The 14,045-nt window shown below is 65.6% G+C and carries 14 protein-coding genes; 9 read left to right on the top strand and 5 right to left on the bottom strand.

Features of this window, described 5'->3' with window-relative positions:
* Positions 1 to 68 precede the first annotated feature (68 nt).
* The 4 genes from A1D30_RS10380 to A1D30_RS10365 all read right to left on the bottom strand — a co-directional run bounded on the left by A1D30_RS10380 (position 69) and on the right by A1D30_RS10365 (position 5,651).
* Positions 69 to 1,280: a hypothetical protein gene (locus A1D30_RS10380; RefSeq protein ID WP_063460620.1), complete on the bottom strand. Its 1,212-nt coding sequence runs from the start codon at positions 1,278 to 1,280 to the stop codon at positions 69 to 71.
* A 157-nt stretch (positions 1,281 to 1,437) separates the two neighbouring features.
* Positions 1,438 to 2,892: a hypothetical protein gene (locus A1D30_RS10375; protein WP_063460619.1), complete on the bottom strand. Its 1,455-nt coding sequence runs from the start codon at positions 2,890 to 2,892 to the stop codon at positions 1,438 to 1,440.
* The gene (locus A1D30_RS10370) at positions 2,889 to 4,736 is read right to left on the bottom strand and encodes an SIR2 family protein (RefSeq protein ID WP_063460618.1); all 1,848 of its coding nucleotides are present in this window, start codon (positions 4,734 to 4,736) and stop codon (positions 2,889 to 2,891) included. The genes A1D30_RS10375 and A1D30_RS10370 overlap by 4 nt, the downstream gene beginning before the upstream one ends.
* Before the next feature lie 198 nt (positions 4,737 to 4,934).
* Positions 4,935 to 5,651: a TIGR02391 family protein gene (locus tag A1D30_RS10365; RefSeq protein WP_063460617.1), complete on the bottom strand. Its 717-nt coding sequence runs from the start codon at positions 5,649 to 5,651 to the stop codon at positions 4,935 to 4,937.
* Positions 5,652 to 5,832: 181 nt separating this feature from the next.
* On the opposite strand from A1D30_RS10365, the gene A1D30_RS10360 reads away from it, so the two are divergent.
* The 9 genes from A1D30_RS10360 (at position 5,833) to A1D30_RS10320 (ending at position 12,866) form a co-directional block, all read left to right on the top strand.
* Complete coding sequence (locus A1D30_RS10360; protein ID WP_063460912.1) at positions 5,833 to 7,626, top strand: PRTRC system ParB family protein; 1,794 nt, start codon at positions 5,833 to 5,835, stop codon at positions 7,624 to 7,626.
* A 96-nt stretch (positions 7,627 to 7,722) separates the two neighbouring features.
* Complete coding sequence (locus tag A1D30_RS10355; RefSeq protein ID WP_063460616.1) at positions 7,723 to 8,214, top strand: PRTRC system protein E; 492 nt, start codon at positions 7,723 to 7,725, stop codon at positions 8,212 to 8,214.
* A gap of 96 nt (positions 8,215 to 8,310) precedes the next feature.
* The gene (locus tag A1D30_RS10350; protein WP_063460615.1) at positions 8,311 to 8,769 is read left to right on the top strand and encodes a PRTRC system protein C; all 459 of its coding nucleotides are present in this window, start codon (positions 8,311 to 8,313) and stop codon (positions 8,767 to 8,769) included.
* Complete coding sequence (locus A1D30_RS10345) at positions 8,766 to 9,833, top strand: PRTRC system protein F (RefSeq protein WP_063460614.1); 1,068 nt, start codon at positions 8,766 to 8,768, stop codon at positions 9,831 to 9,833. Before A1D30_RS10350 ends, A1D30_RS10345 begins: the two co-directional genes overlap by 4 nt.
* Positions 9,834 to 9,852: 19 nt before the next feature.
* Complete coding sequence (locus A1D30_RS10340) at positions 9,853 to 10,593, top strand: PRTRC system protein B (RefSeq protein WP_063460613.1); 741 nt, start codon at positions 9,853 to 9,855, stop codon at positions 10,591 to 10,593.
* Positions 10,594 to 10,601: 8 nt separating this feature from the next.
* On the top strand, positions 10,602 to 11,300 hold the full coding sequence (locus A1D30_RS10335; protein ID WP_242421839.1) for a PRTRC system protein A: 699 nt from the start codon (positions 10,602 to 10,604) through the stop codon (positions 11,298 to 11,300).
* Between the two features lie 35 nt (positions 11,301 to 11,335).
* The gene (locus A1D30_RS10330; RefSeq protein WP_242421838.1) at positions 11,336 to 12,202 is read left to right on the top strand and encodes a PRTRC system ThiF family protein; all 867 of its coding nucleotides are present in this window, start codon (positions 11,336 to 11,338) and stop codon (positions 12,200 to 12,202) included.
* On the top strand, positions 12,199 to 12,408 hold the full coding sequence (locus A1D30_RS10325) for a hypothetical protein (protein ID WP_013722321.1): 210 nt from the start codon (positions 12,199 to 12,201) through the stop codon (positions 12,406 to 12,408). The genes A1D30_RS10330 and A1D30_RS10325 overlap by 4 nt, the downstream gene beginning before the upstream one ends.
* A gap of 128 nt (positions 12,409 to 12,536) precedes the next feature.
* Entirely contained in the window at positions 12,537 to 12,866 is a 330-nt protein-coding gene (locus A1D30_RS10320) for an H-NS histone family protein (RefSeq protein ID WP_060984449.1), read from the top strand.
* Positions 12,867 to 12,876: 10 nt separating this feature from the next.
* Here A1D30_RS10320 and A1D30_RS10315 read toward each other — a convergent pair whose 3' ends face one another.
* Positions 12,877 to 14,016, bottom strand: a complete 1,140-nt coding sequence (locus A1D30_RS10315) for a phage integrase N-terminal domain-containing protein (RefSeq protein ID WP_063460910.1) — start codon at positions 14,014 to 14,016, stop codon at positions 12,877 to 12,879.
* Positions 14,017 to 14,045 lie beyond the last annotated feature (29 nt).

Raw genomic sequence — 14,045 nt, 5'->3', positions numbered from 1 at the left:
CATTGTCCTGCTACTGGTTCGGGTCTGTGTTTTCGGCTTGGCATCGTGTTCCTACGATGCCAACTCGTTCAAGCGCGCAGGATAGCCTGGGCCTTCGCCTTCGCCTGCGCCTCGCCGTGCTGGTTGCGTTCGAGTTCAGGTAGCGCAAGTCCTTCGTCGCCATCGACGTACAGCGGCCCGCCGAAGTCGCTGTCGTAGAACTCGCCATCGTTCGATCCGCCGTCGTGGCGGGCCGCCAGCGTGGAGAGCGTCAGGTCCTCACCGCGCGCCAGCGCCACGTATTGCCAGATCCAGGCACGCACCGGATCGCCTTCGGTGAGGGCACGCTCTGCAGCGTCTCGCAACCAGTGCAGGCCGGCCAGGGGCGCCACGCGTTCTTGCGCCCATGGGTCGCCGAGATCGGCAAGGTCTTCCAATGCCCGGTGAGAGCCCGCTTCGGCCGCCCGGCGCAGCCACCGGGTGCGGGCTTCGAGGCTCGTTGCCACCCGTGCCATCTGCTCGGGGTCGACGTCGCCGTTCAGGCGTTCGGCCAACGTGATGAACTCCGGGCGCTCGAAGGCCACTCCGTACTCCAGCGCGGCGGCGCGCACACCAGCTTCGGCGGCAGCCTTCAAGTGCGCCTCGTAGCGGGCGTACCGGGGCGCCAGCAGCAGGTACTGCTCGACCCAGCCGCGTTCACTGGCGGTGAGCTGGCGTCCCTTTTGCGACTCCTCGTAGAGGTAGGTATTGGGCTTGCTGCAACGGAACAAGGCAGCCAGCACCTGATGTGCGTGCGGATCTTTCGTCGCAGCCTGCTCCAGGCTCTCCAGGAGAAGCCCCGAAGCCAGGAACTGTTCGCGGGGGAAGGTGCTTGCGTTCTCGGATAGGCGGGAGGTATCGTCCCAGTCCTGCAGGTCTTCATCCGCATCGCCGTTCTCTTCGTGCTCGCCGGGTGCCTCGGACCGCCTGGCCATGCGCAGCAGTGGGGCCAGGGTTGCCCAACGGACCCGCCTCAACTGCTTGTCGGCGATGAATTCGCCAAGGGCGTCAGCCATAGCCAGTGCCTCGGCTTGGCCGTACTGCAGTTGCAGTGCGCGGCCGGTGATCTGCGGCTCGGCAGAGTCCTGCGGGGCCTGTCCGACGCCGTGGTCGGCCAGCAGCGCGTCTGCGGTCAGTGCGGCCCAGGTTCTGTAGCCGAACGCCGCGGCCAGCAATTCGTGAACGTGGCTGTGGCGGATGTTGCAGCCCGCGCGGGCTTGCAGGGATTGGTGGGTGGCGCGCGCCAGTGCTTTGAACATCATGCGTCTTCCTTTCGGTTCACCTCGCCGCGTCGGGGCAGACGCACGCGTTTAAGTCCCCGACGACGAGGCCCGGAAGGGAGATCGATGACGATGGAAGAAGAGCCTGTTTCTACTCGCGTGCAAGTACGGCGGGCGCCTTGCGCATGATTGTAGGTTCTTACATGAACAGCCGATAGGGGTAGCTGTGCGCGGGCAGGCTGGGCACATTGGAGATGGTGCGCGACAGCCGTTGCGAGTACATGATTGTCACCGGCAGGGGGTCGTACAGCGCATCGTTGTTCCAGTCCATCTTCGCCAGCGCCATGGCTTCGGAAGCCAGGAGTTCAAAGGGGCCGCGCCCCATGTGACGGCGGAGAACAATGGGTTTCGGGATGCTCTTGCCTCCCTGGAAATAGTCCCTGCCGCCGACAGCCGACGGTGCATTGCCGGCAAGCCAGAGGAGGGCCGCGTTGCCCGAGGTCATGACCAGGGTGCCGCGCGGAACCGGAAAGCGCGCTGGCTGGACGCTGGGTTGCTTGCCTGGTGCCTCGACCATCCAGACCCCTCGCCATGCCGAACTCGAGCCAATTTCGATGCACTCGACTTCCGGGATCGACTGCGTCGCGTCCTGCACTCCCTTGAGCTCGCCTTCAGTAAAGGCGGTAGTCTTGTGGATCACAAGGCGACGCGGGACGCGGCCCGCATGTCCTTCAAGGTAGAGCCGGACGCTGCGCGTGAGGACCGCCCGCATGTCAGCTTGCGATAGAAAGGGGTTGCGTCGTGCCTCCGCTTCGTCGGCAATGGCGTCATTCGCTTCGAAGGCGATGAACTGCATGCCGCCTCCTTCCATGTCGAAGACCTGCGAGCAGCAGGTCACATAGTGGGCTTCGTCCGAGGATCGGCGGATGGCATAGGCCAGCCCGATGTAGGCGGTGTCCTCGGGAATGCCCTCGATCGGCGCCAGCTTCCAGGGCGTCCCGCCGGCCTTGGCATACAGCGCCACGGACAGCCGCCACGCGCGTGCGCCCCAGTTGCCGAACTTCAGCGATTTGTCGTTGATGACTTGGGTTGGAATGCCCAACTGAGCCCCCAGTGCCTTGAGTTCGTCGTGTGCATCGAACTCTTTGGTTCGAAGATGCGGAAGCCATCGATCGGGAAAGTACACCAGCGCCACGTCAAACTGGGCGCGCGCCGCCTCAAGGCGCCTAAGTGCGTGATGGAGCGCGGCACGTACCCGCTCGCTGACCGTGTCGCCCTGACCGAGGTCGTACAGCTCCTCTGGCCACACGACATGGGCCTGCTTGTCGGCACTGAGCAAGTCCACCCCGAACAGGCTTTCGAATCCCGGATAGGCTTGTGCGTAGCTGTTGTTGTCGGTATTGCGTTGCGGTCCACGCAGGCTCTCCCGCATGTCGCGCACCAGCGCAGCACCTGACCTGGGGCCCACGTACGCGACGCGAAGGTCCTGGCTGTAGTGTCGATACGATGCCTGGTCGAACGCGCCAAAGCGCGACAGTCCCAATAGGGGGTGTCGATGGCGGGCCTTGGGGTTTCCAGACGCGAAGGCCAGTTCGGGTTCCTCCAGCAGCGTGAAGGCAGGCAGATTGATCGGGAGCGGCTTCTCGACACTCATCGTTGCCCCCGCGGCACATGGAAGAAATCGTGGTCGTGCGCTGGCCTGCTGCGTGCGGTCTTGGCGCCCAGCTCGAACACCGCATCGATACCCGTCTCCGCGGCCAAGCCGTAGGCGCTGCGTCGGGGACCTTGGGCATGCGTCAGCAACTCCGCCCACGCATCGAGGATCGCGGACCAGCGGTGGTTGTACTTCTGCACCCAGCGCTCCCTGCGCCAATCTTCGGCCTTACGCCATTCGGCGTTCGATTGAGGGGGATCGGCATCAGGTGCGCGATGGTTGAGGTCAATGAAGGTCGCCGGTTCAAACACGGCCCACCAGCGGTCGTCGGCCTGCTCCAGCCGGATTGAAAGACCTTCGGAGTATTTGCCGGAAGTACCTGGGACCGGACCAGTTAACTCGGACCCATACGCAGTTTTCAAGCGCGACAGCAGCTCACGTCTGGCCTGGGCCAGCTCCCTGGGGAGCTCGCTGTTCGGACGTGACACCGAGAGGCTGTGGCCACGGCCATGCAACCGTGCGAACAGAGGCAGCTCCCTGCAGAGCGCGCGAACGAGTGCATCGTAGATCACACCCTTGGCCCAGGAGTCCCTGGCAATGTTCAGTGCGACCTCGCCGGCCAACTTGGCTCCGTATGGTGCCAGCGCTTTCTCCAGCGCCGCATCGGCCCCGAATGCGGCCAGCACGCCGGGGCCCCCTGCCTGGCCCACGGTGGCTCTCACGCCGGCCTGTTTGAGCAGGGCGCGAACGTCGGCGATGCCAGCGTTCGAGTTGAGAGCGATCCTTCGAGCGGACTTGGGCATCTCGATCAGAGGCATGGCCGAAAGCCTGAGCACCGGCGCTCGCAATGCCGCCTGTCGCAGCAGCGGTACCTGCGCCACAGTGGCGGCGCTGCGTTCACCGAACACATGGGTGACCAGGGGGGCAGGGAGGTCCGTGACGTCCGCGATGTCTCCGCATAGCTCATCGAAGGTGGTGCCCTTGACGAGGTGCACATCCACCTGTGCGAGCTTGGCTTGTTCAAGCAGTTCTCGAACGGCCGGGAGCAGGCTGTCCGCGTCACGGCACAGCCAGTAGATGCCCTTGGGGTAGCGCACGGGGGAACGAAGCACGGCGCCCAACGCCTGCATGACGGAATCGTCGCGTCCGCTGTAGCCGACCACGACCAGTCCGAACCGCTGCAGCGATTGGGTCAACACCAGACGCAACTGGGCATCCTGCTGTGCCAGTTCCTGATCGGTATTCTTGAGCTCGACAGACTGGTAGTCGCCATGCAGCTTCACGATTAGCGGCCACTCGCTCTCGCGCAGGCAGGTTTCGGCGCGGGCCGCATTGTCGATCGCGGCGAGGGTCGGCGTACCGCGTTCGTTGGCGGGCAGAAGCTGCGATGCAATCGTGGCAGCGCTTTCGACAAGCGAATCGAAGTTTGTGGTGAATACGCAGGGAGTCTTCCGTGCTCCCAGGAGTGAGCCCAGCACCTTGTGGCCGAGCGACGGGCTTCCTTTGCTGACCTGGTTCCTGATGAAAAGCCGACGATCGTCAGCTGTGGGGTACAGGGCCTCGAACGCCCGGCTGTATTCAGAGGGGTCTCCCTTGGGCGGGAGAACTCCCTTCCTCTCATGGTGCAGGTCGATGCGCGATTGCCAGACAGGGTCCGCCGGGTCGATCTCGCGCAGGCTGATGCCGGTCTCCGAAGCGAAAAGGCGCGTGCGGAACTCCTGGATCATCTGATAGCCCGTCGGTATGCCGGCCGTGGCGGAAGCGCCTGCGCCAAGCAACCACGCAAAGCCCAAAGGGTTCAAAGCAAAACGCTCTGCAAAAGCCCGGCCACTGATTTCCTTCATCCTGAATTCCTCTGGATCTCTTCTTCTTGCCAATTTGTAACGTATCACAAACGCAGTCTGGCGCAGGCGTGGCACCCGGAGGGCATGACTTGAGCTGCGGCGTGGATAGGTGCGGCGGATTCCCGGAGGTGCGGCAATTCACGCAGATGGGTTTCTTCCCATGCGCGCGAGTCCCGTGATCGTCTACACGGACAGTCGCTACGGGCGATCATTGCATTCCTCAACGCGCCGCGCCAGCAGACTCAGAGTGACGAGGTACTGAGCTGCCTTCTGCTCGTTCAGATCGTGATTGAGCGAATGCGCTTTCACGTTGCGCACACCTGTGTAGATACCCTCGTAGATCAGAAGAAATCCTTTTTGATCGTTCCTTCCCGTCTCCGTCCCGATCTCGCTGAAAACTAGCTTCCCCTTCTCCATACCGAAGGCCTGTCCCACGAGGTCCTTGCCATCCAGGTTGAGATTGGTGCGTGCCCGGATCATGTCGAACACCGCGATGACGCCGTTGAGTACCGCGTCCCGCAGATGGCCGTTACGGTACTGGCTCAGAGAGCTGGCAACAATGGCCGGATGCAGCAGGCCTTCGAACCCCATGGCTCCTGCATTCTTGGAGCCGTCCCGCGCCAGCGCTTCAGCGGCATTGAGGACGGAGGGGATGTCGTGGACCACGATGTCCTCGTAGTCGTTGTTCATGCCGAACCGGACGTGCCGGGCCATGTCGCTCAGTCGCCCGGTGTTCTTCATCTCTGGATCGACTTCCTTCCACAATCGAATGAGCGCGTCGTAGTCCTGCTTCATGTAGCCGTTGATCGTCTTGGCGGCGTCGTCTTCACCCACAAGCAGGCGGTCTTTGGCGTCATTGGCCTTCGCCGCCAAGTCGCGACACCTCTCATACACTGAAATTAGCCATTCGATCATTTGAAGTCCTTCCGTCTCCAGATTGAGAGCAAGTCTACGGCCCGGTGGCGGTGAGACTCTGCAATCTGGCGGTTACTCGCATTCCTGTGTCCTTTGGAAAGGGGCGTTGGCGTTGTCCCTTGAAGGGCTGTTGAGCAGCGAGAGCATGACTGCATCCCACCCGATGCAGACAGGAGGCACCGTGAACGATCTCAGCCAACCAAGTCAGCCCACCTTGCCGATCCGCCGGATCGTCCAGGGCAAGAACCCGCGCACGTACTTCGATCCCGACAAGATGGCCGAACTGGAGGAGGGCATCCGCGCCGTCGGCGTGCTCGAACCCATTGTCGTGCGGCCGATTCCGGGCACCGACCGCTACGAAATCATCGCGGGCGAACGCCGCTGGCGTGCCGCCAAGAACGTCTTCGGAGACGGCTACGACATGCCCGTGGTCATCAAGGACGCCAGCGACGAGACGGCCGAGGCCATGTCGGTGATCGAGAACTACCACCGCGAGGACATGTCACCCGCCGAGGAAGCCCATGCGGCCCAGCGCCAGCTCCTGCGCCAGCGCGGCGACAAGGAGAAAACCGCCCGCCTCATGGGCTGGTCGCCCGACGTGCTGGAGCGGCGGCTGGCGCTGCTGGCCTGTACGCCTGCCGTGCTGCAGGCGCTGACCAGCCGCACCATCCTGCTCGGCCACGCCGAACTGCTCTCGGGCATTCCCCCCGACAAGCAGGACACCGTGCTCGAGGGCATCCTGGCGCAGAAGGTGCCGGTGGCCGTGCTCAAAGCGCAGTTGGGTCGCTATGCGCGTCAGCTGGCCGATGCGATCTTCGACACGGCGCCGTGCGGCGGCTGCGCGCACAACTCGGCGCGGCAGGCGGGCCTGTTCGCCGAATCCCTGGGCGAGGGCTACTGCCAGCACCCGAGCCATTTCGAGAAACTGACCTTGCAGGCGGTCCAGGCCCGGGCCGATGCCCTGCGCGACGAGTTCCCGGTCATCCGCATCGTGAAGGCGTCCGACGGCTTCACGCCGCTGCCGCTGACCGCCGCGGGCGACCTGGGTGTCGGTGCCCCGCAGTACACCTCCTGCCAGGGGTGCCAGTCCTTCGGCTGTTCGGTGTCCGCGATGCCGGGCAGCTACGGCGAGGTCACACGGTCGCTGTACTTCGATGCCGCATGCAACAGCCAGAAGGTCGCCCTGTGGCGCAAGGCGCAGCGCGACGCGCAGGCGGCAGTGGCCGAGGCAGCGGGCAAGGGGAGTGCGAAGGCTGGCAAAAGGAACAAGAGCGCTGCGAAACCCGCAGCCGTCGCACCAGCGAACCAGACCCCGCAGCGCGTGGTGGCGCACCGCCTGACGGAGTGGCGCAAATGGCTGGCCAAGGCCCTGATGGCCCAACCGCAGCGCAGCCAGCGCGTGCTGATTGCCCTGGCGCTGGCCGGGCGCGGTGCCGATCTGCGCGAGGCGCAGTTCCGCAACGCCTTCGAGCGGATCGCGGGCCAGCCCGGACGCGCTGGTTTCGGCGTGCGAGGCGGGCTGCAACGCGCCGATGCTGCACCTGAGGCGCAACTGGAGCGGCTCTTGCAGGCCGCCACCGCGTCCGCCGCCTTCGGCGTCAGCACCAGCGACCTGGAACTTCTCCTGAACTACGCCGAGGTCGATGAAGGCCGGTACTTCCAGTGGGACAAGGCATTCCTTGACCTGTTCACGACGAGCGAACTGGAGAGTCTCGCGGCCGAGGTGGGGTTGAAGAAGGCGATGGGCTCAGGCTTCAAGGTGGCGCGCTCGGGCAAGAAGCAAGAGTTCATCGCGGCCTTGCTCAAGGTGCCGGGGTTCGCCTACCAAGGCACTGTGCCCGCCGTGATGTGCTATCCGCGCCAGCCGATCCTGGCCGATGAAGCGCAGGACGGAAGCGGCGAAGCGGATGAAGTGGAAGGCTCCGAGGCCACCGACACCGCAGCCGAACCGCAGCCAGAACCGGCCCTGGCCTGATGCCGGATTGGCCCCTGGACAGCGGGGGAGCCGGTTCTAGCATGGTCTGGACGGCCCCACGGGGCCATGTCCCCCCATTCCCCCAAGGAGCATGACATGACGATGTTCGAGGAACTGTTCGCGCTGGCTTGCAGTGCCACGCTCACCATGACGGTGAGCGCCGACGAGAAATCCGGCCGCCTGACGGTCAACGTGATTCCCAAGCCCAGGCAGGACGCGGGCGAGCCCGCGCTGGCCCAGCCCCTGAGCCTGACGGCGACCCCGCAGGAGTTCGACACAGGCTTCATTGAAGCGCTATGCGGCTATCGCGAAGTCCGGCGCAGCCTCGCGCAGCAGGCCGAGGCCACCAAGGAAGTGATCGAGGCGGCCAAGGCGGCATCGGTCAAGAAGGCCAGCGATGCGACGGCCAAAGCTGCAGCCCCCAATCCGTCCGCTGCCAAGCCAGCCCCGGCATCCACGGCTGCGACCACGGTCAGCCCGGCTCTGCAAGACGATGACGATGGGGCGGATGGCGGGGATGCCGCGCCGCAGGCCGCAACGGTTGGCGTGGCGGCGGGCAGTGGCGAGTCCTTCGACCTGTTCGGATGATCCGCCGCAGCACCCTTGCGCCGGAGGCGTCCGGCGAGAGACTGACCGCAAGGCCATCGCCGTGGTGGCCGCATCCGAACCCAAGGAGCCATCCCCATGTCGATCGAAATCACCCCCATCGTGCGTACCTTCACCTACAACGGCATCCTGCTGCCGGACGTGCCCGGCCTCGCGCCACGCGAAGTGCGCGACCTCTACAGCGCCCAGTTTCCCGAACTCGTCAGCGCCGAGGTCGAGGCGGGCGAGGTCGCCAACGGGCGGCAGGACTTTGTTTTTCGCAAGGCCGTGGGCACCAAGGGCACGGGCACCCATGACGCCGTGCCGCAAGCACCATCCGGCCCACGCCTCGCGGCGCTGCTGGAGCGTGTGCAGGCCGTGGAGCGCGGCAACCTGGGTGCGACGGGCAAGCTGTCACGCGCCTTGTCGCGTCGCAGCGTGCAGACCCGTTCGTCGGCCTGGAGCCAGTTCGCGCATCGGATGCTGGAGGAGCAGCACCACGCCGCCTCTGTCCACCGGGCCAGCGCCACCAGCGACATGCTGGTTCCACTGCCATGACGGCGCTCACCGTCCTGCCCTGTTCGCCGTTCCTGGCGTTGCCGGGCCTGGGCGCAGGGGTGCCGCTGACCGTTGCATCGAATTCCCAGGCCCGGGCCAACGCGGCGCTATGCCGCTTCCTGATCGAGGCGGGCGCGGTGCGCGAAGGGGACTTGCCGGAGAGCGAGTCCGACCCACTCAAGGCGTGCGAGCGCGCCATCGACGCCTGGGTCAAGCGGCAGGTCGGGCCGCTACAGTGCCTGGAGCCGCGTTTCGCGGTCAGCGTGCTGGACGAGCATGGCCACCGCCCGGCGATGCGTGGCGAGCGGCAGGCCGCCTACGCCCAACTCGATGTGTACTGGTGCGAATACCGCGAGGCGGAGTGGGCCGTGGGCGAGGGCCTGGAGGCGCTCAATGCCGCCATGCCGCGCCTGGGGGCCACGGTTCTGCAAGTGCTGCGCGAACAGAGCCGACATGTGTACCCGCTGTTCACCCCCGACATCGCCTGCGACGTGGCCTCCTACGTGTACTGGCAGGGCGAAATGGACGAGGAAGCCGCCCTGGACATGATGTGCGAGGACTGCGACGAGGCCGAACGCGACGCCATGCGCGAGGAAATGGTCACGCGCGGCAAGCTGGATGCTTCCTACCCCGAATGGGCGCGGAGCTGGCTCTCACTGCCCCGCAAGGGCGAGCGGCGGTCCAAGGGCAAGAAGGCGTGGAAACCGTGCAACCTGCGGCATGCGGCCAAGACGCTCACCGACCCTCGGATGCGCCAGATCGCCGCCGATGCGCTGGCGCTGTCGCGCCTGACGATCACCGACGAGTTCCTGCCCGACATGGACGGCGAGTACATCGGCTTCGGCGCGGTGCTGTCCTGGGACGAGGGCGACGTGACCACGCGCATCTACGACGACCTGCTCCAGATGGCGCATCAGGCTGAGTTCTGCGACCGCATGGGCGAGGCGCAGATTCCGATGAGCGACCCCGGTGCGCTCGGGGCGTGGTTCCACCGCATGGGCCAGCGCTTCGAGGCGATCGGACTGATCGACCGCTTGATCCACGCGCTGTCCGCTGGACACTGACAGCAGGAGGTCATCGAAGATGAGCGAAGCGGAATTTTCCATCCACACACCCACGGACGACGTGCTGACGCTGGACCAGGCCGTGCTGCTGTACCACGGACGCTCGGGCGGCGCGCTTGCCACCGTGCATGAGATTCTGACCGTGGACGGTGCGCCGGTCATCGGCGCGGGACGGGCCATGACCGCCCAGGCGGCGCGGGAACTGGCCTCGGCCTTGCTCCAGCGGGCCGCGCACGGCGGCTTTCTGCCTGAGACGGTGCTTTACGTGCATGGCGACGTGCTGGTGTGGTGGGCACCACCGGCGCGCAGGCACATCGCGTTCCGCGTGGGCACCGACCATGCCGAATCCTTCGGCGGTGGCGAGCGCGGTGAGGCGGTGCCGCTGCCAGGGCTGGTTTTCGGGGCCTCCAGCCGAGCGTGGCGGGTGTGGGCGGTCAAGGGCAGCCGCCGCCCGACGCTGGGCACGCCGCTGTTCCAAGCCCCGTTCTTCAATGTCAATGCCCACGGCCACATCTGTCAGGGCAACGTGCCGGTGCCCGAGGGAACGACCGTGGAGAAGATCGGTGCCTGGAACGATGCGTTCTTCCACTCCTACTTCACGCACCCTAACGTGGCGGGCAAGCTGCTGAACTACCGGGGCGGCTCCTTTGCATTCTGGCGCGACATGCTGAACCAGCGCTTCAAGCGCTTTCCCGAACGGGTGCTGGTCGATACCAAGACCACGTTGGGCCAACTGCTCGGCGAACCGGAGGCACCATGACGTACACGATGGACCCCAGGGACCAGGCCCTGCTCGCCGCCTGTCCCGTTGTGGCCGCGCCGCGCTTCGGCGCGCTGCCGGACATGGCCAACGGCCAGCGCATTGTGGTCGCCCGCAACGGCTGGTTCGTGCAGACCCGGCTGGACTGGCTCGACAGCATCACCGCCTTGGGGCTGGAGCCCCCTGCGATGCGCCTGCCCTACGGGGAGGTGCAGGAGTGCCTGCGGTTCAGCTTCGGGCAACTGCCGATCAGGATGATCGAGGAATTCGTGGCCTATGGGCGGCAGCACCTGCCCGATGAGGCCGCCGGGGTGCTGATCTACTCGCGCAGCACCGGGCGGCTGCGCTTGGCGATCTGCGAGGCCGAACGTGCCTCGCCCGTGCGCATCGACTATCGCAGGCCGCCGATGGCCAGCGACGAGACGGTAGCGGTGGACTTGCACACGCATGGCCACGGCCCGGCCTTCTGGTCGGCCGACGATGACCGGGACGACCAGGGCATCAAGGTGGCCGGGGTGTTCGGGCTGCTGGACCAGCCCGCGCCGGTGGCGTGCTTCCGGCTGGTGATCAACGGCCTCTACAAATCGCTGCCGCACCATCCGTGGCAGGGGCCGCTGGCGCTGGCATCCATGCCGGACGCAGGGGAGCCCGGTGCAGGCCGCGATGGCTGGGTGCTGCGCTTGGTGCGACGCTGGCACAGCGCTTGAAAGCCATCCTCCCCGCGAGAAACTGACGGCAGGACATGGAACTGGAGGCGCTGGTGGAACACCTGATTCATCCGAGGTTGCTGGAACGCCGCGTTGCGGTGCATCTGGTCGGCGTGGGCGGCAACGGCGCGCAGATGGCGGCGTGCCTCGCACGCCTGGACATTGCGATGCGCGCCCTGGGCCATCCCTACGGCCTGCACGTCACTGCCTTCGACGCCGACCGCGTCAGCGAAGCGAATGTCGGGCGGCAGCTCTACAGTGCCGCCGACATCGGTAGGCACAAGGCGTTGGTCACCATCCACCGCCTGAACCAGTTCTACGGCCTGGACTGGGACGCCCACCCGATGCGCTATGAGGAGCATGTGAACGGCCAGCGCTACTGGGCGGGTACGGACTTGCTGATCAGTTGCGTGGACAGCCGCTCGGCGCGAGGTGTGCTGCACCGCATCGCTTGGCGGGACACCAGCTGCTACCGCTACTGGCTCGACCTGGGCAACACGGAAGCCATGGCGCAGGTGGTGCTCGGCCAGCCCGAAGGCGGGAGGGCATTGGACCCGCGGGCAACGGGGCCGCGGCTGCCGTGCGTGACCGAACTGTTTCCAGAACTGCTCGACGACACGGCACCCGAGGACAACCAGCCGTCCTGCTCGGTTCGCATGTCGCTGGCATCCCAGGGGCTGTTCGTCAACGACGTGGCGGTGCGCTTCGCGGCGCAACTGCTCTACGAACTGTTTTCCAGGGGGCGGCTCGCGCAGCATGGGGTGGTGGTCAATCTCGACTCCAAGCGCGCAGGCCCCATCGAAGTTGATCCTCGCACCTGGGCGCGCTTCGGGTTCTTCCATGCGGGCAGTGAATCTAACCAGTCCGAATCCAGGACTCTCACGGAGGCAGAAGCCGAATGAGCATGCAGCAATGGAATGTGCGCGTTGTGCGCGACGGAGAGGCCGTCCATATCGGAAAGGTGGGCGAGTCCACCGAAGCACTGGCGCGCTGCGCAGCGTTGTCGCGCTTCGGCCTGTCCGAGGACGAAGTGGAAGCGGGCGGAATACGCCCGCGCGGCGCGGCGATCTATCCCGACGAGGACTTCGACGTATCGCCGTCACTGTGATTGACTGGCTGGATAGACTCCCAAACCGAGCCGGATGCATACTGCTATAGACTCGCGGTGCGGTTGGGTCACCATGCCTTGCACCGCATGACCGCGCAATTCCGCGCACTCAATATCCAGAGACTGCTATGGCCCGCAAACGGACGGCTCTAGAAATCGACGCAGAGATTGCCAAGCTGCAAAGGGAGCGGGAGGAGACCCGCGTTGCAGAGAAGGCAGGGGTGGTTGCCCGCATGAAAGAGGCTATCGCCTATTACGGCATCACGGCCGCCGACTTGGGATTGGGCGGTGCCTCGCGCAAGGCATCCGGTAACGCCAAGAAGCCCAGGCCCGAAGCGGGTCGCATCAAGTTCAAGGACGATGCGGGCCACACTTGGTCAGGCTTCGGCCCCAAGCCCCGATGGTTCGCCGAGGCGCTGGCCAGCGGCAAGACCGAGGCCGATCTGCGCGTCGCCTGACACCGGTTCTTCAAAAGAGGGCGGTGGGGCCTCGGCTGCCCGTGGGTTGCTTCGGCAGTACCGCTCCTATATAGGCACCGGAAGCCCTGGCCCTCGAATGGCCGGCTCGCTCTGACACGGCCAGCCGTGCCGCATGGTCCACATCTGCGGCCACGGTCCCGCCCCCACGCACGGGCGACGGCACGCCCGCAATGCTCTCGTACAGATCGTTCACATTGCCATGGCGCAGTCCATGCCCCGTGGTGCCCACCAGACGTTTCGTGATTCCGAACTTCTCCAGGGCGTAGTCGAGTCGGCGCAGATTGCGCTTCAGGTCGAGCGCTGGGTGGCCCAGGTGGGCGTCGCGGCTGGTAACCAGCGAGCGCGCCAGCGCCACCGAGGCCCGCTGTTGTTCCGTTTCCAGCGCGACCCAGCGCACGCGCCCACCCTTGCCCTTGATCCACACGTACTCATCCGCCTTGCGGCGCTCGGCAGGCAGGCCCGTGTCCTCGAAGGGCGCGACGTGCTCGAAGGGGCGGAACATCACCGATTCCTTGCGCCGCAGCGCCAGCGTGTGCATCAGCCGCATCGAGGCCGCGATCCGTGCGTCGTACTGCGTGACCTGGGCGAGGATGGCTTCCACATCGATGCCGTGCGCGCTCCAGCTTTTGTCGTGCTGGGCGTACTCATGGCGCTGGTATTCCTCCAGGCACAAGCCATAGCGCACCGGAAGTAGCACGAGGCCGGGCTTGTTCATCCAGGATGCCAATCCGCGCAGGAAAGACAGGTAGGTCTGAATCGTCGCGGGTGCCAGATGCTCGCGCTGCCACACCTGCACCATCGCGTGCAGATGCTTCTGCCCCAGGTTGCGCGGATCCGGCATGGTGTGGAAGCCAGCTTTCAGCTTGAGGTCGAGGAAGAAACGCCGCAGGAAGCGGGCGCGCTCGGCGCGGGTCTTGTGCGAGACGGTTTTCTCGCGCGCCGTGTGCCGGGTGTTGAACAGCTCGATCAGTGTCTCCAGCACGCGCATGGGATCGGCATGGCCGGGCCGCAGTCGGGCGAGGATTTCCTGGGGTGTTTTGTCTATCCAGGATTGCCGGCGCGGCCGATCTGTGCCGGGTATGCGCCTCGCGCTGATGGGATTGGTTGACTGAGTGGAAGGGTTCGTCATGGTGCTTTCCAAATCAAAGGGGACAACAC

Source organism: Acidovorax sp. GW101-3H11, from assembly GCF_001633105.1.
Classification (GTDB): Bacteria; Pseudomonadota; Gammaproteobacteria; order Burkholderiales; family Burkholderiaceae_C; genus Acidovorax.
This window is presented reverse-complemented; position numbering and strand designations above follow the sequence as displayed.

Coding starts and splice junctions, on each gene's coding strand:
- A1D30_RS10315 (WP_063460910.1), bottom strand. CDS start 14,016: ATGACGAACCCTTCCACTCAGTCAACCAATCCCATCAGCGCGAGGCGC.
- A1D30_RS10355 (WP_063460616.1), top strand. CDS start 7,723: ATGACGATGTTCGAGGAACTGTTCGCGCTGGCTTGCAGTGCCACGCTC.
- A1D30_RS10370 (WP_063460618.1), bottom strand. CDS start 4,736: ATGAAGGAAATCAGTGGCCGGGCTTTTGCAGAGCGTTTTGCTTTGAAC.
- A1D30_RS10365 (WP_063460617.1), bottom strand. CDS start 5,651: ATGATCGAATGGCTAATTTCAGTGTATGAGAGGTGTCGCGACTTGGCG.
- A1D30_RS10375 (WP_063460619.1), bottom strand. CDS start 2,892: ATGAGTGTCGAGAAGCCGCTCCCGATCAATCTGCCTGCCTTCACGCTG.
- A1D30_RS10330 (WP_242421838.1), top strand. CDS start 11,336: ATGGAACTGGAGGCGCTGGTGGAACACCTGATTCATCCGAGGTTGCTG.
- A1D30_RS10320 (WP_060984449.1), top strand. CDS start 12,537: ATGGCCCGCAAACGGACGGCTCTAGAAATCGACGCAGAGATTGCCAAG.
- A1D30_RS10335 (WP_242421839.1), top strand. CDS start 10,602: ATGGACCCCAGGGACCAGGCCCTGCTCGCCGCCTGTCCCGTTGTGGCC.
- A1D30_RS10325 (WP_013722321.1), top strand. CDS start 12,199: ATGAGCATGCAGCAATGGAATGTGCGCGTTGTGCGCGACGGAGAGGCC.
- A1D30_RS10340 (WP_063460613.1), top strand. CDS start 9,853: ATGAGCGAAGCGGAATTTTCCATCCACACACCCACGGACGACGTGCTG.
- A1D30_RS10345 (WP_063460614.1), top strand. CDS start 8,766: ATGACGGCGCTCACCGTCCTGCCCTGTTCGCCGTTCCTGGCGTTGCCG.
- A1D30_RS10350 (WP_063460615.1), top strand. CDS start 8,311: ATGTCGATCGAAATCACCCCCATCGTGCGTACCTTCACCTACAACGGC.
- A1D30_RS10380 (WP_063460620.1), bottom strand. CDS start 1,280: ATGATGTTCAAAGCACTGGCGCGCGCCACCCACCAATCCCTGCAAGCC.